A 21,779-nucleotide genomic window follows, 5' to 3' on the forward strand; every position below is an offset into this window, starting at 1 on the left:
TGGCTTTAAAATAGTGTTTGATCAAAATTACCTTTCAAACTCGTATTTTACGTTAAATAAAAGGAATCCGTTTTGAAAAAAGATTGATCAAAACGGATTCTTCTCTTGTGAATTAGTATAGATCTTTTATAAAAAAGTTTGATTATTTTATGCCTGTGATCTTCCACAATCGCGCACTTTAATGGAATAACTAAAATATTTATCAAATCCTATACTCATTAGTCAGACTCTAATGAAAGTTTCCTTGTTCTCTTCTTCAATACAAAAGCCGTTAAATGCACAGCGAACTTGATATTCGGTACGTTCGTTCTAATATACATTTCCTCTCCCTTCACAACTGCAAAGGTGGGTGATGATTTCCCCTTTCAAAACCTTCAACAAGTTTTTGAAATGCTGGTATTGGAAAGTATTTTTACCCCTAAAATTGGTGATTATTCATAAAATTTCTATTTAAATAGAAAGAATATCTGATAAAAATAAGTGCAAGTATACCGAATAATCCTCCAATCCAGCTTAAATTCACTATATTTGTATACTGAATAATGATTCCTCCTAATGCAGAACCTAGCATCATTCCAACATTCATTAAGGCGGTATTAAAACTGAGTACGGTTTCAGAGGATTGTGGTTTTAGTGAAATCAGATAAAACTGCTTTGCTGGTGTCGTTGTCCAAGTTGCTACTCCCCAACAAGCTAGTGTGACAAATACACCGACTGCCCTATACTGTGTAAATGTTAGTACAAATAAAGAGATGATATGAACACATAAACTTAATGAAATCGTTCGATTAGGTCCCCATCTGTCTACCGCATATCCTCCAAAGCGTGAGCCAATAAAAGCAAAAGTGCCTAAAACAAATAAAGCGATACTTGTCATTTCTATAGAAAAACCAGCAGTATGACTTAATAATGGAGCAATGTAGGCGAACACCATCGTATATCCTAAAATCCAAAAGATCGTTGTCATTAAACCAGTAAGGACTCGTTTATCTTTCATAATTTGTAGCTGTTGTGTAAATGGCAGCGGTTGGTTTCCTTTTATTGATGGTAATAATTTGTAAAGTCCTATTATTAAAAAAACTGTGCCAAGCGCAATAATTAAGAAAATATAGTGCCAATCAAAATGTCCAGCTAAAAATGTTCCGATAGGTACTCCAAGTACTAATGAAACAGTGAAACCTGTAATGACTGTTGCCATAGCACTACCTCTTTTTTCTGGAACTGCAATTTGCGCAGCATAATTGGTGGCAACAACAATGTATAACCCTCCACTCATCGCCATAATGACTCTAGATAACATAAGAAAGACAAAATTATAGCTAAAAAATGCAACTAGATTCCCTAGAATAAATATAGAGATAGCATATAAAAGTACTTTTTTACGATCCAATTTAGACGTTAGCATGACCAAGATCAAAGCTCCAATAGCATAAGATAAAGAATAAATCGTAATCAACTGACCAGCCATTGAAATTGAAATATCTAATTCAAAAGAAATCAGTTCTAAAATTCCAGAAACAACAAACTCTGCTGTTCCTGTTACAAAAGCCCCTAAAGCTAAAAGTATGATGATTAGTTGATTCATATTATTTTTCAATTTGTACATCTCCTTATATTTGAACTACTGTTTTTATTTTATGTTCCATGTTAACATAAGTAAAATTGATGTTTTTAATAAAGGAGATGAGTAATTACTCATGACTATTGTGCGCTACGAAATCATTGCAAAAGTGGTTGAGCTAGGAAGCTTTACAGAAACTGCTGAAACATTAAATATGACCCAATCTGCCGTGAGTCATGCAGTTGCGAGTTTAGAATCTGAATGGGGAGTTTCTTTATTAATTCGTGATCGAAAAAAAGGAATAACACTTACAGATATAGGACAAAAAATTCTGCCGCATATTAGAGAAATATTGAAAAGAGTGGAAGTCATTAATCAAGAAATTGCGCTTATGACAAGCTTGGAAACAGGTATTATTCGTATCGGCACTTTTGCAAGTGCTTCTTCCTGCTTATTGCCTAAATTACTTGCAAAATTCCGGAAAAAGCATCCTAAAATAGAATTTAAATTTTACGAAGGAACCTATGAAGAGATTACGGAATGGTTAGGTTCAGGCATTATTGACATTGGATTTGTAGTAAAAGGAAAACCAAACCCAAATTTCGATTTGGTTCCTTTGATTAAAGACAAGATGGTAGTCGCTTATCACCCTGATCATCAATTTCATTCTAAAGAAATAGTAGAAATGAATGATTTAATGTATGAATCCTTTATTATGCCAACAGGGATGTACCAATCACATGTTGAGGAATTATTTGCAGAAGCGCAAATTAAACCATCTATTCTTTTTGAAGTACACGACTGTACAACCATCGCTAATATGGTACAGGAAGGACTTGGCGTTACGATAGGTCCAGAATTATTTTTAAAGACACAGCAAAACATAAAAATCAGCAAACTAAATATTGAAAACAGCCGTGAAGTAGCACTTGCCTGTCAATCAATTGCAAATGCTTCTCCTGCGGTTAAGGAATTTCTTCATGTGGCAAAAAATAGGAATTATTAATAAAACACTAAACTACTCCCCATAGTAAGCCAATCCTATTCATGGTTTGCGACGCTTTGAACGCCCAAACCATGGAAGGACTGGCCCTTTAGTTTAATAAGATATCCTACAATTCTTAAAGAATAGAAAACGAGAATACTGAGTACTAAAAAGATTTGAATGATAATTCCTACCACACTACAAATTAAACCGGAAGTAGCTAATCCACTACCACTTTGGTTTTTTTCTACAATTTCTTTTGTCGCTTTTCTAGCAACTACAACTCCTAAACCACCAAAAAAAACCGATAAATGGTATTAGGATCTAAATAATACCAAGGGTTAAAGAAATTATCGAATTACTGTTTGTTTGAGCATTTTCAACCATTTAGATTTCCCCCTTTACAACCCTTTAGTTTAAGGGAAAATCTTCACAATTTTTTTGCTCCATAATTATTTTCATTAAAGTGTTACTCAAGAAAATGGCTCGTTTGTGGAACAAGAAAAAATCCTGCATATCAACACAGGATTTTTAATCAAACTTTATTATAAATTATCGATCTTTATTATAAATAATCAGACTTTTTTCAAAAGCTACACCAAGTAGTTAATCAAACTTTCTTACAACTGGAACACGAATCGCTACAAAGAGTACGAAGACGATAACGGCGATTGCACCGCTTTTCATAACGGTTACGATTGGAATTCCTATTGCAAGTGCGATTGATGTGAATGCATAAGAAAGCGGGATAAAGCCCATTGATGAGAGCATAAGTAAACTCATTACGCGTCCCATCATTTCTTCTTTTACTGTCGATTGAATCATCGCCATAAGCGGAACGATAGCCATTGCAATTGTAATACCGTAAAACATGCCAGCTAATAATGCTTGCCACAGTACGGTGCTAAAGTTGATGGATAAGAAGAATACACCAGATAGTAGCATCATGATAATGCAAAATAGACCGCGTCTACGATTAATATTTTTTAAACCGACAATGACAGCGCCTATCGCCATTCCGCCTCCTACAGATGCTTCTAAGTAACTAAACTGAAGCGAGTCACCGTGCAGAACATTTTTAACGAAAAGAGGGAAACCGACTTGCATCGGACCGATTAAAAATAAGTTTAAAAAGGCACTACAAATAAGGAAGGTTGAAAGGAATGGTGATTCCTTTACATATAAGATTCCTTCTTTAATAGAAGTGAACATGCCTTTGTCTGTATTTTGCTGTTCTGGCATCGTAAATTGTATTTTTTGAACGAGTATGGCTGCGACGATTAGTAATAAAATCGTGATCGAAAAGATCGTTTCATAGTTCGTAAATTTGATAAGAATTCCGCCCAGTACAGGGCCTAGGATGACCGATGCTTGATTTGACATTTGTGTAAGTGAGTTTGCTTGTGTTAAACGGCTTTTTTCTACAAGTTCAGGCAAGATAGATCCATCAGCTGACCAGAAAAAAGCATCAGCAAGCCCAAAGAATAAAGCGAATAAAGCAAATGTATATAGTGTTACATCACCTACGATGAACCAAGTAAGGATGGTTGCGACGAGAATAGCACGAATAATATTAGAATAAAACATAATGTTTTTTTTCGGGAATTTATCAGCTACAGCACCGCCGATAATCATAAAAATAAGCCTTGGAACACTAAGAGCTACGAAAACAACACCGAGTGAAGCCTCAAGGTTTAATGTTTTTGCTATGTACCACGTTTGTGAAAAAGTAAAAAAGGCTAAAGCAAAACTTGAAAAAAGAGTAGCTGCCCAAAGGAAAAGGAAATTCGTATTTTTTAATAACGGTTTCGCATTTTCTTTTAAAGCAGATTTATTTTGTTGTAGTTCCTCCATATTGCTTCCTTTCTATGTGACAAATTTAAACTAAAAAACCTATTAACAATCGTTTTATACAGTTTCTAATATTTCTATACTGCACTTTCTCATTGTAGACAATAATGTTGGGTTTGCACAGTGGCTATTTAACGACAAAAAAGAAGATACCAAATGGTATCTTCTTTTTTGTCGTTCAGGCTAATGCAATATAAATATCTAATTGTACGTTGGTTGGATCTGTTGCTTTTTCATCATAAAGCTCAAAGTCTGTTGTAAAAGCACGTTTGTTTTCTTTTGACCATTGCCAAATATATTCCCAAGCCTCACAAACGACTTCAGCAACTGGCCCCTTTCTTGTTGTAAATACCGCATACGTAGCAGCAGGTATTGTTAAAGTTGTCATATTTTCAGGTGCGTCTTCTAATGAAGAAACGGGCATACCGATCGTAAATTGATATGTACCAGTTTCATCTGATTCGTAATTTGAGTAGAACGCGAATGTTTCTTTCGTTTGTTGATTTGGGATGTGATGCATCATTTGTTCTTGGAAGTATTGGTTCCAAAGCCCTGGAATTTTTCCTTCAGTAGATGCCTCTATTTCATTTGTCGTCGTAATCGAAACACCGATTGCTTGGAAAGCTTCTTTTTTTACGATAATGGGTTCGTTTATCATTAAAAATCCCTCCTCTAAATTAGAACGTTTGTTCTTGTTTAATATAACATATTTTTACATGTAACGGTTACTTTTTTTCGAGAATTCCAACTATATTTAACAAACTGAAATAAGTAAAAAATGGTAAATTTCCTATTGCTTGTATAAATAGATTAACGAGTATGTTAAGATTTTTATGTATCCTTTAACTGTTATATAAACCTATACAATATGGGATTTTTCCTATATAAAAAAAATGGTAGAGGTTTATATGGGTATCCGATATATATGCTATTTTTGATAAATTAAAATAGTAATATTCTATGAGATTTGTATTGTTGAAATAGAGATTTCAATGATGCATCTTCGTAGGAAGGATTGTTGCGAGTGGATATATATTGCTATGTTCCCGGCTACTAAATGAAATGGGTACTGAAATGAAGTAGAGGATAGCAAATATATAGAAAGGAGAAAAGGTGGAAAATATGAAAAAAGTGTTGAAATGTTTTAATGTCGTAACAATGATTACACTTCTCCTATCCATCATATTGCCTTCACCTAGTGCTTTTGCTACAGAGATAAATAAAAAGAGCTGGGATGAGTTACAAGGGAATGATGTGAAGATTAAGGCAGAGCAAGTGAATGCTGAAATATATAGGGGAGAAGTAGCTGAGAGGGAGCACGTATTTCAATATACGATTGAAAATACGGGAGATACACCAATTCAAGAATTGGCGATTAAACAAAATAATGATAATGAAATTATGTTTCTTCCTCAATCTATGAAAGTAAACGGAGAGAAATTACCTGAAAATAAGGTAGCTGATTTCTATGTAGAGGAAAAAGATAAGGGAGGAAAGCTTCTTTCTTCCAATCTTAAAATTCAAGATTTAAAATCACACGAAAAAATGACTGTGCTAATAAAAGCTAGCCGTGCACAGCATTTTAATAAAGAATACAAACAAAAGATTAGTGTGCAAAAAGATCAAGTGCAAATAGGGACCATGTCTGTAGATGTTGAAGGGATTCCTTCTGAAGACAAGGTAGAAGCTAATGCCGATGATGAGGCTGACAGTAGTAAGAAAGAAGTCGGGTCACCAGTTGATAATGCAACTAACAAAGCAGACGAAAAACAAAAAGCATCTGTAGAAGATAAAAATAAACCTACATCCAACACAGAACTGGTAAAGAAACCAGTAGCTAAAGATGAAAAGCAGCTAGAAAAAGAGAAAAAACAATCGCCTGTAGCGGCAAAACAGAGTGATACAGAAGTACAAGCTGCATCAGAGAATGCTTCAAAGGTTCAAATCCAAACAGGGGATAAGCAAGGGTTTGGAGATCCACTGTATTCCGTAATTACTGCTGGTGATTTAGTACAGACTGGTAATGTGACGCTTGGGCTAACAGATAATTACTATACTAGGCAAAGTGTCGGGGGAAAGGTAAATAAAAAAGCTGTAGATATTGATAATGATGACACCACATTTAATTCATCAACAGGAGCTTTTCCTAACATCCCTGCTGGAAGTAAAGTGAAAAAGGCATATTTATTTTGGACAGCTGCTATGGGGACTCCGGGTGATGCAAGGACAGATTATAGAGTTAGCGATGAAGATGTAAGACAGCCCGTTAAAATGAAGATGGGAAATAAGCAATACGCTGAAGTAAGTGCTGATAGTATACGAAAAGCGGATTATTTACCGTATATTGCAAATCACTATAGCAGTGGCGCAGGATATGTTGCGTATGCTGACGTAACAAATGTGATTGCAAAACAAGGTATTTCTCAAACGGTGACAGTTGCGAATGTACCACAAATTAAATTTGAAAAGGGCAGTGGCTACTACTGGGGTAACTGGAATCTTATATTAGTTTATGAAAACTATAAAGAAACCGTAAAAGATATGAAAATTTGGGAAGGTTTAGTTTCTCAAAAAAGTACAGCTTGGACAGATATTAGTGTTAATAAAATAAACACACCGAAAGAAGGGGCTTTTAAGGCGAAATTTAGTTATTTCTCATCACAAGGAGATCCTGCTGAAAATGATGGATATGCCTATGATTATGGAGAGTATGACTTTGGATTAGGATACCAAAAGTTGAAAAATATTAACGGTAAAGATAATGATGTTAATGACTCGTCTATGACAGAAGTACAAGTGGATGGCACTAACGAGTTTGTTACAAAAAAATATCCGGGATATAACCCAGATTGGACAAATTCATTCAGTACAGATATTCATACGTACCACCTTGAGGGAGCAAAGCAAGTAAAAAACGATTTAAAAGAAGGAAAAATGCGCTTTAGAGCAAATGGTGGTGGCGGTGATATTTACGTATTAAACAACACTACATTCGTCACAGAACATAATGCGCCAAATTTACAAGTTGATAAAAAGGCATTAGATAGTGCTGGAAAAGAAATTAAGGAAGTTAAAGTTGGCGAAGAAATTACGTATCAAATTGAAGTGAAAAATGATACGAAGAACAATCAAGCACCGGTATCTAATGTAAAAGGGTTTGATAAATTAGATACTCGCTTAGAGTATGTTCCGGGATCCATTCAATATATTAGTGGAAGCAATAAAGGACAAAAAACAGATGATGCAAACGATGATGAAGCAGAGTTTGTAAATAATCAAATTGATTTCCGTATTGGTGAAGGGGCAGATGCTACAGACGGTGGTGTTTTACAGCCTGGTGAAAGTGCCATTATTACATTTAAGGTGAAAGTGAAAGAATCTATACAATCAGATACAACAGTAAAAAATGTCGTTGCTGTAAAAGGACAAGATAGTGCCGAGATAAAGTATGAGAGTGAAGACGATGCAAATATTACGGTTACGACTCCAAAAGAGGTTCCTGGAGAAATAGAAGCGACAAAAATAGCTTCTAATAAAACACCGAGTTTAGGTGATGAGGTAGAGTATCGTATTACTTTTAAAAACATTATCAAAGATGGATGTCTAGATGTATTGACGATTGAAGACGAATTACCGAGTAGTCTTGAATTTGTGAAAGATAGTTTGAAAGCAGAAGGTGCAAAACCAGAGCCAGTAGAGCTGAAATTTGAAAATGGAAAGATCATTGCAAAGTATCCAGAAATTGCGGATATGGAAGAAAGAAGTATCGTCTTTAAAACGAAAGTAAAAGAAACTGCAAAAATTGATGAAGAAATTGTTAATAAAGCAATTGTTAGTGATAAAACAAATCCACCAAAGAATTTAGAAGAAAAGATTACACCACAGCATAAGGCCGGAAAAATTGATGCAAAGAAAAAAGCAACAAATAAGAAGCCGAAGCTAGGAGAAGAAGTTGAATATCAAATTAGCTTCAAAAATACGGTAGAAAATGGAAAACTAGAGGTAGTTACAATAGAAGATGAAATTCCAGCTAACTTAGAATTTGTTCAAGGCAGTGAGAGAGCTGAAGGTGCTGGACCAAAACCATTAGAGTTAAAAGTAGAAAATGGTAAGGTAATCGCAAAATATCCAGAAATTACGGATACAGAAGAGCGAAGTATCATTTTTAAAGTGAAAGTAAAAGAAGAAGCAAAAGTAGGAGAAACAATTGTTAATAAAGCAATTGTGAGTGATCCGAATGTTCCGTCTGAGCATCCAGAAGAAAAAATTACGCCAGGTTATAAAGATGGTAAAGTAGACGTGGATAAAAGCGTAACGAATCAAACACCAAAACTAGGAGAAGAAGTGGAGTACCGCATTACATTTCATAATACGGTAGAAAACGGAAAGCTAGAAAAGGTAATGATAGAAGACACGTTGCCTGAAGGTGTTGAATACGTGAAAGATAGTTTGAAAGCAGAAGGTATAAAACCAGAGCCAGTAGAACTAAAAATGGAGAACGGCAAAGTAACTGCAAAATATCCAGAAATTACGGATATGGAACAAAGAAGCATTGTTTTTAAAGTGAAAGTAAAAGAGACGGCAAAAGTAGGGGAAGCAATTGTGAACAAAGCAGTTGCAAAAGATCCGAAACATGATCCGGCTGATGCAAAGGTTGTTATTACACCGCAAAGTAAAAAAGGTGAAATTGCGGCTACAAAGGTAGTTAATAATGAAAAGCCGAAGCCAGGAGAAGAAATCGAATATCGAATTAGTTTTCATAATACGGTAGAGAACGGAAAACTAGCAGAGGTGCGAGTAGAAGATGCAATTCCAACAGGTCTTGAATATGTAGAAAATAGTATTAAGGCTGAAGGGGAAGCACCGGGGCCAGTAGAATTAACGGTTGCAGCTGGGATAGTTAAAGCTAAGTATATCAATATTACGGATATGAAAGAAAGAAGTATCGTCTTTAAAGTAAAGGTGAAGGAAGAAGCAAAAATAGGTAAAGAAATCATCAATAAAGCAATTGTTGATGATACGAAAAATCCACCGATTGAGCCGGAGGAAAGAATTACTCCGCAATATAAAGATGGAATAATTGATTCGAAGAAGACAGTAGATAATCCATCACCAAAACTAGGAGAAGAAGTGGAATACCGAATTAGCTTTAAGAACACGGTAGAAAACGGAAAACTAGAAAAGGTAAAAATAGAGGATACAATCCCTAATGGTTTAGAGTATGTAAAAGATAGTGAAAAGGCGGAAGGCGATAAACCAGCTCCAGTAAAGTTACATGTGAAAGATGGAAAAGTTATCGCTGAATACGAAAATATTACGGATACGAAAGAAAGAAGTATCGTCTTTAAAGTAAAGGTGAAAGAAGAAGCGGAAGTAGGCAAGGAAATCGTCAATAAGGCAATTGTTGATGATACGAAAGATTCGAAAGAGCCAGAAGCGAAAATTACGCCATTACACAAAGATGGAAAAATTAAAGCAAAAAAAGTAGTAAATAATGTATCACCGAAGTTAGGAGAAGAAGTAGAATACCGAATTAGCTTTAAAAACACGGTAGAAAACGGAAAACTAGCAGAGGTGAAAATAGAAGATACTTTACCAGAAGGTTTAGAGTATGTAGAAAACAGTGTGAAAGCAGAAGGTTCTAAGCCGGATCCAGTAGAATTGAAAGTGGAAAACGGTAAGGTAGTGGCGAAGTATCCAGAGATTACGGATACAGAAGAAAGAAGTATCACCTTTAAAGTGAAAGTAAAAGAAGAAGTAAAAGTCGACGAAAAAATCGTCAATAAAGCAATTATTGATGATACGAAAAACAAGCCAGAAACACCGAAAGCAGAAATTACTCCGCAGCATAAAGACGGAAAGCTTGAAGCGAAAAAGACGGTAAATAATGTAACGCCGAAGTTAGAAGAGGAAGTAGAGTACCGAATTAGTTTTAAGAATACGGTAGAACATGGAAAGCTAACAGAGGTAAAAATAGAAGATGATTTACCAAATGGCTTAGAGTACGTGAAAGATAGTTTAAAAGCAGAAGGTTCTAAGCCAGAACCAGTGGAATTGAAAGTGGAAAACGGTAAGGTAGTGGCGAAGTATCCAGAGATTACGGATACAGAAGAAAGAAGTGTCGTCTTTAAAGCGAAAGTAAAGGAAGACTTCAAAGTTGGTGACGGCATTGTCAATAAAGTAGTTGTTGATGATACGAAAGATCCAACGACATCAGAAGTAACGATCACACCAGAATATAAAGACGGTAAGCTGAAAGCTGAGAAATTTGTAAATAATAAGAAGCCGAAATTAGGAGAAGAAGTAGAATATCGAATTAACTTTAAAAATACGGTAGAAAACGGAAAACTAGAAGAGGTTAAAGTAGAAGATGAAATTCCAGCTGGACTAGAGTATGTGGAGAACAGTTTACAAGCAGAAGGTTCTAAACCAAGTCCGGTAGAACTGAAAGTGGAAAACGGCAAGGTAATGGCAAAGTATCCAGTAATTACAGATACAAAAGAAAGAAGTATTGTCTTTAAAGCGAAAGTAAAAGAAGAAGCAGAAATAGGCAAGGAAATCGTTAATAAAGCAATCGTAGTAGATACAACACATGAGCCAGAAAAACCTTATGTGGAAATTACACCGCAATATAAAGACGGCAAGATTATTGCTCAGAAAGTGGCGAATAATCATAAGCCAAAACTAGGAGAAGAAGTAGAATACCGAATTAGTTTTAAAAACACGGTAGAAAACGGAAAACTAGCAGAGGTAAACATAAAGGATACATTACCAGCTGGGTTAGATTATGTGGAGAACAGCGTGAAAGCAGAAGGTTCTAAACCGGAACCAGTAGAGCTACAGGTGAAAAATAACAAGGTAATGGCAAAATATCCAGCAATTACAGATACAGAGGAAAGAAGTATTGTCTTTAAAGCGAAGGTAAAAGAAAGCGTAAAAGCGGGAGAAGAAATCTTAAATGAAGCGGTTGTGGATGATACAAAGAATCTGCCAGAAGAGCCTTATGTGGAAATTACACCGCAATATAAAGATGGAAAAATTGAGGCGAGAAAAGAAGTAAGTAATCACGAACCGAAGCTAGGTGAGGAAATCGAATATCGAATTATTTTTAATAATACGGTGAAGGATGGAAAGCTAGCAGAGGTGAAGATAGAGGATGAAATTCCAGCTGGTTTAGAGTTCGTGCAAGGAAGCGAAAAGGCTGAAGGTGAAGAGCCAAAACCAGTGGAGTTGAAAGTAGAAAATGGCAAGGTAATGGCAAAGTATTCAGAGATTATGGATACGAAAGAAAGAAGTATTGTCTTTAAAGTGAAGGTGAAAGATTCAGTTGCAATAGGCAAGGATATTACAAATAAAGCGATTATTCATGTGGATGATCCGAACCATCCTATAACTGAACCGACAGCTAAAATTACACCGCAATATAAAGACGGTAAAATTACTGCTCATAAAAAAGTAAATAATCATAAACCAAAGCTAGGGGAAGAAATCGAATACCGCATTTCATTTAGTAATACGGTGAAAGATGGAAAGCTGGCTGAGGTGAAGATAGAAGATGAAATTCCGTCTGGTTTAGAATTTGTGAAGGATAGTCTAAAAGCAGAAGGTGATAAGCCAGCTCCAGTAGAGTTGAAAGAAGAAGCTGGAAAAATTATCGCAAAGTATGAAAATATTACTGACATGAAAGAAAGAAACATTATCTTTAAAGTGAAAGTGAAAAATGATGTGGAAGTGGACAAGGCAATTGTGAATAAAGCGATTGTGGATGATTCGCAAAATCCAGTAGAACGACCAGAAGTGGAGATTACACCGGAGTATAAAGACGGTAAAATTAAAGCTGATAAAAAGGTAAGTAAAAAAGATCCAAAGCTAGGAGAAGAAGTAGAGTACCGAATTAGTTTTAAAAATACGGTAGAAAACGGAAAACTAGCAGAGGTGAAAATTGAGGATCAATTACCAACTGGTTTAGAGTATGTGAAAGATAGTTTAAAAGCAGAAGGTAATGAACCGAATCCAGTAGAGTTAAAAGAAGAAGCTGGAAAAATTACAGCGAAGTATGAAAACATTACTGATACAGCGGAGCGTAGTATTAGCTTTAAGGTGAAAGTAATGGAAGCAGCAAAGGTCGGTAAGACAATCGTGAATAAGGCAATTGTGGATGATCATAATCCGAAGAATCCACCGCAAAAACCAGAAGCGAAAATTACACCGGAGTATAAAGATGGAAAACTAAAAGCTGAGAAAACAGTAAATAACGAAGCTCCGAAATTAGGAGAAGAAGTAGAGTATCGAATTACTTTCCGTAACGTAGTTGAGCATGGAAAAGTAGCCAAGGTGAAGATTAAGGATGAATTACCAAGTGGCTTAGAGTTTGTAGAAGGTAGTGAAAGGGCTGAGGGAGAGAATCCGAAACCGTTGCATGTGAAAGTGAAAAACGGAATTGTCCTTGCAGAGTATCCAGAAATTACGGATACGAAAGAAAGAAGCATTGTCTTTAAAGTGAAGGTGAAAGAAAAAGCTAAAGTAGGCGAGGCAATTGTGAATAAGGCGGTTGTGGAAGATACGATACATCCACCAGAGCAACCGAATATCGCTATTCAGCCTCAATATAAAGATGGTGCATTGCAAGCAGAAAAAACAGTAAGTAATCATGAACCGAAGTTAGGAGAAGAAGTAGAATATCGAATTAGCTTTGAAAATACGATAGAGAACGGAAAACTAACTGAGGTAAAGGTAGAAGATGAAATTCCAGCCGGTTTAGAATATGTACAAGGTAGTATAAAGTCTGATGGACCGGAACCAAATCCAGTAGAACTTTATGTTGAGAATGGAAAAGTAACAGCAAAGTATCCGGAAATTACAGATATGAAAAAAAGAAGCATCATCTTTAAAGTGCGAGTACAAGAATCGGTACAAGTAGGAAAAGAGATTATAAACAAGGCGATTGTGGATGATAATAATCCGACGACTCCGCCAGTTGAGTCACTTATACCAATTACACCGCAATATAAAGATGGGAAACTAGAGGCAAGGAAAGAAGTAAGTAATCATGAACCGAAGCTAGGAGAAGAAATCGAATATCGAATTACTTTTAACGGCACAGTAGATGGCGGGAAGTTAGTTGATGTGAAAATTGAAGATGAAATTCCAGCTGGTTTAGAATATGTGCAAGATAGTTTGAAGGCTGTAGGTGACAAGCCTGCACCAACAGAGCTTATAGTAGAGAATGGAAAAATAATAGTGAAGTATCCAGATATTATGGATACGAAAGAAAGAAGTATCATTTTTAAAGTGAAGGTAAAAGAAACAGTAAAAGTTGGAGGAGAAATAACAAATAAAGCGATTATTCATGTGGATGATCCGAACCATCCAGTTATGGAACCGACAGCGACAATAAAGCCAGAATATAAAGATGGTAAGTTAAAAGCAACGAAGACAGTAAGTAATAAAGAACCGAAGCTAGGAGAAGAAATCGAATACCGAATTAGCTTTGAAAATACGGTACAAAACGGAAAATTAGCCGTGGTAAAGGTAGAAGATGAAATTCCAGCCGGTTTAGAATACGTGCAACATAGTCTTAGATTTGAAGGTGCTGAGCCAAATCCAATAGAGTTAAAAATGGAGTTTGGAAAAGTAACTGCTACGTATTTAGACATTATGGATACAAAAGAACGTAGTATTATTTTTAAAGTGAAGGTAAAAGAAACGGTTAAAATCGGTGAGGAAATTGTGAATAAAGCGATTGTGGAAGATACAACAAACAAACCGCTTGAACCGACAGTTTTCATTAAGCCGAAAGAACCAGAAGTGAAACCGGAAGATCCGAAAGAACCAGAAGTGAAACCGGAAGATCCGAAAGAACCAGAAGTGAAACCGGAAGATCCGAAAGAACCAGAAGTGAAACCGGAAGATCCGAAAGAACCAGAAGTGAAACCGGAAGATCCGAAAGAACCAGAAGTGAAACCGGAAGATCCGAAAGAACCAGAAGTGAAACCGGAAGATCCGAAAGAACCAGAAGTGAAACCGGAAGATCCGAAAGAACCAGAAGTGAAACCAGAAGACCCGAAAGAACCAGAAGTGAAACCGGAAGATCCGAAAGAACCAGAAGTGAAACCGGAAGATCCGAAAGAACCAGAAGTGAAACCGGAAGATCCGAAAGAACCAGAAGTGAAACCGGAAGATCCGAAAGAACCAGAAGTGAAACCGGAAGATCCGAAAGAACCAGAAGTAAAGCCGGAAGATCCGAAAGAACCAGAAGTGAAACCAGAAGACCCGAAAGAACCAGAAGTGAAACCGGAAGATCCGAAAGAACCAGAAGTAAAGCCGGAAGATCCGAAAGAACCAGAAGTGAAACCAGAAGACCCGAAAGAACCGGAAGTGAAACCGGAAGATCCGGAAGTAAGACTGGAAAAATTAATTAAAGAGCCGCACGTAAAGGTAGAAAGAGAATTACCGAAAACAGGGGCGGCATCTCCATGGATGATGTCAGTTGGTGCGGGAATTTCATTCTTAGTCGGCGGAGTATTATTCATATTAGGTAGAAGAAGAAAACAGTAATTCTAAAAGCACAATGAGTTCGATCATGTATCGGATTCATTGTGCTTTCGTTTTCTGATATATAAAGAAAAGCTCCTTCCATACGTGGAAGGAGCTTTATTTTTGTATATTAAAACATACTAGAGCTGTGCATCGGTTGAAGTTTTGCGTTTGGATCGAAGTAAGCTTTTGCATTGTTTACTGCTGTTGGTGCTTCACCAAAGCCGCAAGCAATGAGTTTTACTTTTCCTTCATATGTACAAATGTCACCAGCAGCGTAAATGCCAGGAATATTTGTTTCCATTTTCGAATTCACGAGAATGCTGTTTTTTTGTATATCTAAGCCCCAGTTTTTGATTGGGCCAAGAGAGGAAACGAAGCCGTAGTTTACGATGACATCATCCACATCGATGATAATTTTTTCTTCTGTTTTTACATGCTGAAGAACGACTTGTTCAATGTTGTCATCACCAATGAGTTCTACTGGTATGTACGGTGTGCTTACTTCTGCACGAGAATTCATTAAGCTTTCTACGCTATGTTCATGTGCACGGAACTTATCACGGCGATGAACGATTGTAACTTTTTCAGCGATCGGCTCTAACATCATTGTCCAATCAACCGCTGAGTCGCCGCCACCAAATACTACGACGCGCTTACCAGCAAATTTATTCATATCATCAACAAAATAATGTAAGTTTTTCTTTTCGTACTTTGCTGTACCTTCTAATTCTAAGCGGCGTGGTTGGAAAGCACCATTGCCAGCAGTAATAATAACTGATTTAGAATAGTGAGTTTGCTTATTCGTAACAAGTTTAAATATACCGTCAGCTTGTTTCTCAAGCGTATCAACAGCTTCTTCTAAACAAACGGTTGGGTCAAATTTCTTCATTTGCTCTTTTAAGTTATCAACTAATTCTTGTGCACGCACTTTTGGAAATCCAGCTACATCATAAATGTATTTTTCAGGGTAGAGTGCGGATAATTGTCCTCCAAGTTGAGGTAAGCTTTCAATGATTTTTACACTTGCTTGTCTCATACCGCCATAAAATGCTGTGAACAGCCCTGTTGGACCACCACCAATAATTGTTATGTCGTAAACTTTTTGATTTTCTGCCACTTTCATTCCCCCTATAGATGGAATTTTGATATTGATTTCATATATTGTTCATATGTACACGAAAATCCTGCAAATGATGACACTTTCAAATAAATGATAGCATATTTGAGTTCATAATACTTCTGAAAACGACTGAATTGTGTGTAAGTTTTCGCATAGATGCTTTTTTAATTGTATAAAATATGGCGAAAGGAAAATACATGAAAAAAAGGCTGAAAAACCCTTGAAAACGCTATGTTATTTTAAAATATTGATAATTCTCCAGACGCTTGAATTCTGGAATAAAACCGACTAATATAGGGAAGTATTATGTTAAATTTCTATGACAAAATTCGTACGATTTTTTGACTGCGTTTTGTTATGATATAGAATGTGATAAATTCCACATTCTTGACAAATATAGTTTTTAGTACTTGGTATTATTTTTCATTACTATTATATAAAGAAAAGGGTTGTGATTTGGTGAAGACTCCAAAAATCGTAGTTTTAGGTGCAGGTTATGGCGGGATGATTACGACTGTTCGTCTGCAAAAAGCATTATCTGTAAATGAAGCTGAAATTACGTTAGTAAACAACAACAGCTATCACTACCAAGCGACTTGGTTACATGAGAGCGCAGCTGGTACATTACAAGATGAAAAAATCTGTCTAGATATTCAAGACGTTATTGATACAAATAAAGTGAACTTTGTACAAGATACAGTAGTAGAAATTAAAGCTGCTGAAAAACGCATTATCTTAAAAGACGGCGAGTTAGAGTATGATTACTTAGTAATCGGTCTTGGTTTCGAATCAGAAACATTCGGAATTACAGGATTAAAAGAGCATGCATTCTCAATCGCTAACATTAATGCAACTCGTGAAATTCGTGAGCATATGGAAGCTAGTTTCGCTAAATATGCAACTGAACAACGCGATGAGTTAGTAACAATCGTTGTTGGTGGTGCTGGATTTACTGGTATCGAGTACGTAGGTGAGCTTGCAAACCGTGTTCCTGAACTTTGCAAAGAGTACAATGTACCACGTGAAAAAGCACGTATTATCTGTGTAGAAGCTGCTCCAACAGCACTTCCAGGTTTCGATCCGGCATTAGTAGAATACGCTGTAAAACAACTTGAGAAAAAAGGTGTAGAATTCCGCATCGGTACAGCAATTAAAGAAGCAACTGAAGAAGGTATTATCGTTGCAAACGGCGATGATACTGAATTAATTAAGTCTGAAACAGTAGTTTGGGCTGCGGGTGTTCGTGGTAACGGTATTGTAGAAGAGTCTGGTTTTGAAGCAATGCGCGGACGTGTAAAAGTTGATGAGTACATGCACGCTCCAGGATACGAAGATGTATTTATGGTTGGTGACGCAGCGTTAATCATTAACGAAGAAATTAATCGTCCATACCCACCAACGGCACAAATCGCAATTCAAGAAGGTTACAACATTGCACACAACTTAACTGTGTTAGTTCGTGGTAAAGGCGAAATGAAAAAATTCGCATTCGACAATAAAGGATCTGTATGTTCTTTAGGTCATGACGATGCAATGGGCGTTGTTATGGGCAAAAAGTTAACAGGTTGGAAAGCTTCTTTCATGAAGAAAGTTATCGATAACCGTTACCTATTCTTATTAGGTGGACCTTTATTAGTTCTTAAAAAAGGTAAATTAAAGTTCTTTTAATATATAATAGAAAAGCAGAAACGGCTAAGAGCTGTTTCTGCTTTTTTCATTTTAAAAATATAGTATAATATATAAAAAGAAAGAATATTCTGTCCGTTCTAGTAGAGGAGGGTATTACATCATGGAGAAGCGAGGGAAAGTATGGCTAGCTGTTGGTGGCTTAGTAGCTACAAAAGATGGCAGGTGGCTGTTCGTTAAGAAAAAATACAGTGGATTAAAGGGGAAATGGTCTTTGCCGGCTGGTTTTGTAAATGAAGGTGAGACGGTTGATGAAGCTGTGAAACGTGAAGTGTTAGAAGAGACAGGTATCGTCGCTCATGTGAAGGGGATTATTGGTATTCGATCGGGCGTGATTCGCAATGAGATTAGTGATAATATGATTATTTTCCTTTTGGAGCCTGAAGGAGAAAACATTATTGTACAGGAGAAGGAATTGTCTGAAGTAGCATTTTTACATCCAGATACGATTGCGGACGATCCAAATACGTCTCTACTTATCAAATATTTGTTTGAAGGAAGATCAGAACTACATCTTGAGATGAACAAAACATTAGATCCAGGAGAGCAATTTGGTTATACAGCCTATCATGTATTTACGGCGCATGCGAAGGAGAGGGAGAAAGAGTGAGTATACCAGTATTACTTATTTCAATGATGTTATTTTTTATTTTGTTTTTTGGAATTGGATTTTTACTCAACATGATATTGCGAGCGACATGGGTAATGGTTATTGTGTATCCGATTGTTTGTATACTTATTATTAATAAGGCGAGTGTGTGGGATTATTTTTCAAATCCGAAAGAAACATTCTCTTCATTTGGGACAAGTGTATCGCATTTAGGGCAGGCAGATGTGTTTATTCTATCTACTGGATTAGTAGGTGCTGCTTTAGCCGGAATTGTCATTAAGAAACTTCGGAAAAGCGGATATCAAATGTTTTGATCTCCAATTCATTTGGGGATTATTTTTTTGCATATTCCTTCATCGTATAGGGAATGATTAACGATGAAGGAGTGTGGAATATAAAAATGTTAAAACGATATTGTATTCGCATTATGATGACTTGTTTACTTGTATCCGCATTATGCGTAACATGGAATGCTTTCACAGGAGTTTCTTTATTAGAGATTGTAAAGAAATATGAGGGAACGAGTGCAAAAGAAGTACATGCAGCAGAAGTTAAGAGAAATGTTGCTCCGAGTAAAGAAGTGATAAATGCTTTAGAGCAGGCAAACGACTGGTCTAAATATCGTTCAATTGAAATGACTGCAACAGGTTATACGTCGGGAATTGAGTCAACTGGTAAGAGACCGGGACATCCGGAGTATGGTATTACATATTCAGGAGTTAAGGTGAAAAGGGATTTATATTCCACAATCGCTGCGGACTTACGCGTATTCCCAATTGGAACGATTCTATTCGTACCAGGTTATGGGTACGGTGTAGTAGCTGATAAGGGCGGTGCAATAAAAGGAAACCGTCTTGATCTGTATTATGATACGGTGAAAGATGTTTATAGCCAATGGGGTAAGAAAAAAGTGAATGTGTATGTAGTGAAAGTTGGAAATGGTAAGTTTTCAGAAGAAGAATTAACGATGTTAAATCAAGACGAAACGATGCAAGTGTTTCGTGGTCAATATTTAAAACAAAGATAGTCTAGTGGTAATTACGCTAGACTTTTTTATTTTATAAATAGAAGAAATATGGATTATATAGGATGTAACAGAAGTTAGAATTGTCGCATTTTATCGAAAATAAAGTTATAATAAAGGCAGAGTAGAGAAATTTAGGGGGTCTGAACATGTTTCAAGTACAAAAAGAATTAGCAAGCCATGAAGCGGTAATCGTTGCCTTATTTGAAGAAGAGAAAACGAGTAGTTTTGTACAAGAACTGGACAAAGCGTTTGAAGGACAACTACAAGTTTTATTAGAAGAGAAAGAACTTTCTACGAAGAAGAAAGCTATTTCAAAAGTACATAGTTTAGGAAAAACAAATGTGAAACGTTATTATTTCGTTGGTTTAGGTAAGAAAGAGTCTTACACGACAGAAACGTTGCGTGCTGCTCTTGGTAAGGCGTTTAAAACGTTACAAGCAGCAAAAGTACAAGATGCAGCAATCTTGCTTGATTCTTTCGTAACAGAGAAATTAGATGCGATTGATGTAGCTCATATTGCAGCAGAAGTACAAGGTCTTGGTACATATGAGTTACAAACGTATAAATCAGATAAAAAGGATCGTGTGGAACTAGAGAAGTTCACGGCTATTACAGCAGAAGATGCACAAGAAATTGAAGCTGCATTAACAGTTGGTTACGTACATGGACGTGCAACAAATTCAGCTCGTACACTTGTAAATATGCCGCCAAACGTATTAACAGCAACAAAGCTTGCTGAGTATGCTGTTGAGTTAGCGGAAAAGTATGATATGGATTATAAAGTTCTTGAGAAAGAAGAGATGGAAGAGCTTGGTATGGGTGCGTTACTTGCAGTAAATCAAGGATCTACTGAGCCACCAAAAATGATCGCTCTTATTTATAAAGGAAAAGAAGAGTGGACAGATGTCATTGGATTCGTTGGAAAAGGGATTACATACGATACAGGTGGTTATTCTTTAAAACCACGTGAAGGTATGGTCGGTATGAAAGGTGATATGGGCGGTGCTGCGTCTGTATTAGGTGCGATGGAAATTATCGGTGAACTTCGCCCAGAGCAAAATGTAATTGCTGTTATTCCATCAACTGATAACGTTGTAAGTGGTACAGCATTTAAGCCAGACGATGTAATCACATCTATGAGCGGAAAAACAATTGAAGTATTAAATACAGATGCAGAAGGTCGCCTAGCGTTAGCTGACGGTATTACGTATGCGAGAAAACTAGGTGCAAACTATCTTATTGATGTTGCGACATTAACAGGTGGTGTAATTGTTGCACTTGGAAATCATACGACAGGCGCAATGACAAACAATGAAGAGTTGTTTGAGCAAGTGCTAGAGGCGTCTATGGAAACAGATGAATCAATTTGGCAATTACCGATTTTTGATCGTGATAAAGAACGCGTTCGAAACAGTAAGTTTGCCGATTTAAATAACTCACCAGGCCGCGAAGGACATGCGGTTATGGCAGGTACATTCTTAGGTGAATTTGCTGAAGATACACCTTGGGTACACTTAGACATCGCTGGAACATCTGAAACGTCAGGAGCGCATGATTTAGGGCCAGCTGGAGCAACAGGTGCAATGGTACGTACACTTGCAACACTTGTTGAACGTTTCGGAGAAGAGTAAGATCCATAAGAGAAGGCTGTTCCAATATTTTGGAACAGCCTTTTTTATTGGTATGATTATTATCATTTTTTTTCGTTAAGTCGATATAATTTCATTTCCTATTGTACTGTTCTATAGGAAATGATGGATCCTATAAAGAAATCGTATATAACGTTCCATTTAAAGCGAATGAAGTGCGACCTGTTTCTTCAGAGACAACTAAAATAAGTGCGTCGCTTTTTTCTGATAAGCCAATCGCAGCTCTGTGACGTGTTCCTAGTTCAGGATCAACTTCTGTGCTTTTCGTTAACGGAAGAATATTGGCAGCTGAAACAATATGATCATTTTTAACGAGAACGGCTCCGTCATGAAGAGGGTTACCTGGATAGAAAATGGATTCAAGTAACGGTGAGGTTAAATGAGCATGTAATGTTGTTCCAGTTTGAATGAGAGAGTCAAGTGGTTCGTTTCTTTCCACAACAATAAGAGCCCCGTGTTTTCGGGCGCTTAAATGTTGGACAGTTGCTGTAATAGAATGTGAACTTTCCGTATAAGGTGATAAATACGCTTGAATATAGTATGTAGCTGCTAATGTTTGTACGTTTGCTAACATATGATGAATATCTTCCATTTTGCACAAAATACATTCATCTTCTTTATCAATTGCTTGTCTCATAATTGATAATTCTTTCTCAGCAATTTCAATCATTTGCTTTGTTTGTATTTTGAGCTCTTCTGACAAGCCCCATTCTTGCATAATCCTCATTCCCTTTAGTGGAGTATTTAACCA

Annotated in this window: 12 protein-coding genes; 7 read left to right on the forward strand and 5 right to left on the reverse strand. The window is 36.5% G+C overall.

Annotation, left to right across the window (positions count from 1 at the left end; all coding sequences use genetic code 11):
* Positions 1 to 418: 418 nt before the first annotated feature.
* Positions 419 to 1,606, reverse strand: coding sequence for an MFS transporter (locus QCI46_RS02620; RefSeq protein WP_353839529.1), 1,188 nt, complete (start codon positions 1,604 to 1,606; stop codon positions 419 to 421).
* Positions 1,607 to 1,697: 91 nt separating this feature from the next.
* Between QCI46_RS02620 and QCI46_RS02625 the strand changes: the two genes are divergently transcribed.
* Entirely contained in the window at positions 1,698 to 2,567 is an 870-nt protein-coding gene (locus tag QCI46_RS02625) for a LysR family transcriptional regulator (protein WP_353839530.1), read from the forward strand.
* Positions 2,568 to 3,152: 585 nt separating this feature from the next.
* On the opposite strand, the gene QCI46_RS02630 is transcribed toward QCI46_RS02625, so the two are convergent.
* Positions 3,153 to 4,400 carry an MFS transporter gene (locus QCI46_RS02630; RefSeq protein WP_046959971.1) on the reverse strand — a complete coding sequence of 416 codons (1,248 nt, stop codon included), beginning with the start codon at positions 4,398 to 4,400 and terminating at the stop codon, positions 3,153 to 3,155.
* Between the two features lie 175 nt (positions 4,401 to 4,575).
* Positions 4,576 to 5,055, reverse strand: coding sequence for a GyrI-like domain-containing protein (locus QCI46_RS02635; RefSeq protein ID WP_087986042.1), 480 nt, complete (start codon positions 5,053 to 5,055; stop codon positions 4,576 to 4,578).
* A 464-nt stretch (positions 5,056 to 5,519) separates the two neighbouring features.
* Here QCI46_RS02635 and QCI46_RS02640 point away from each other — a divergent pair, with 464 nt between their 5' ends.
* Positions 5,520 to 14,954, forward strand: a complete 9,435-nt coding sequence (locus QCI46_RS02640; RefSeq protein WP_353839531.1) for an isopeptide-forming domain-containing fimbrial protein — start codon at positions 5,520 to 5,522, stop codon at positions 14,952 to 14,954.
* A gap of 109 nt (positions 14,955 to 15,063) precedes the next feature.
* Here the strand turns inward: QCI46_RS02640 and QCI46_RS02645 are convergent, their stop codons facing one another.
* Entirely contained in the window at positions 15,064 to 16,053 is a 990-nt protein-coding gene (locus QCI46_RS02645; protein ID WP_000829787.1) for an NAD(P)/FAD-dependent oxidoreductase, read from the reverse strand.
* A 462-nt stretch (positions 16,054 to 16,515) separates the two neighbouring features.
* On the opposite strand from QCI46_RS02645, the gene QCI46_RS02650 reads away from it, so the two are divergent.
* The 5 genes from QCI46_RS02650 to pepA all read left to right on the forward strand — a co-directional run bounded on the left by QCI46_RS02650 (position 16,516) and on the right by pepA (position 21,010).
* Positions 16,516 to 17,724, forward strand: coding sequence for an NAD(P)/FAD-dependent oxidoreductase (locus QCI46_RS02650; protein WP_000856607.1), 1,209 nt, complete (start codon positions 16,516 to 16,518; stop codon positions 17,722 to 17,724).
* 121 nt (positions 17,725 to 17,845) lie between these two features.
* A complete protein-coding gene (locus tag QCI46_RS02655; RefSeq protein ID WP_327959226.1) occupies positions 17,846 to 18,352 on the forward strand; it encodes an NUDIX hydrolase in 507 nt (168 codons plus the stop codon).
* Positions 18,349 to 18,666 carry a YuiB family protein gene (locus QCI46_RS02660; RefSeq protein WP_327959225.1) on the forward strand — a complete coding sequence of 106 codons (318 nt, stop codon included), beginning with the start codon at positions 18,349 to 18,351 and terminating at the stop codon, positions 18,664 to 18,666. Before QCI46_RS02655 ends, QCI46_RS02660 begins: the two co-directional genes overlap by 4 nt.
* An 86-nt stretch (positions 18,667 to 18,752) precedes the next feature.
* Positions 18,753 to 19,379, forward strand: a complete 627-nt coding sequence (locus tag QCI46_RS02665) for a 3D domain-containing protein (RefSeq protein ID WP_000920109.1) — start codon at positions 18,753 to 18,755, stop codon at positions 19,377 to 19,379.
* Between the two features lie 146 nt (positions 19,380 to 19,525).
* Positions 19,526 to 21,010: a cytosol aminopeptidase gene (pepA, locus tag QCI46_RS02670; protein ID WP_353839532.1), complete on the forward strand. Its 1,485-nt coding sequence runs from the start codon at positions 19,526 to 19,528 to the stop codon at positions 21,008 to 21,010.
* Between the two features lie 130 nt (positions 21,011 to 21,140).
* Here pepA and cdaS read toward each other — a convergent pair whose 3' ends face one another.
* Positions 21,141 to 21,746, reverse strand: a complete 606-nt coding sequence (cdaS, locus tag QCI46_RS02675; protein WP_070169194.1) for a sporulation-specific diadenylate cyclase CdaS — start codon at positions 21,744 to 21,746, stop codon at positions 21,141 to 21,143.
* Between the last annotated feature and the right edge of the window lie 33 nt (positions 21,747 to 21,779).

This window comes from Bacillus cereus group sp. RP32 (assembly GCF_040459735.1).
GTDB classification, from domain to species: domain Bacteria; phylum Bacillota; class Bacilli; order Bacillales; family Bacillaceae_G; genus Bacillus_A; species Bacillus_A wiedmannii.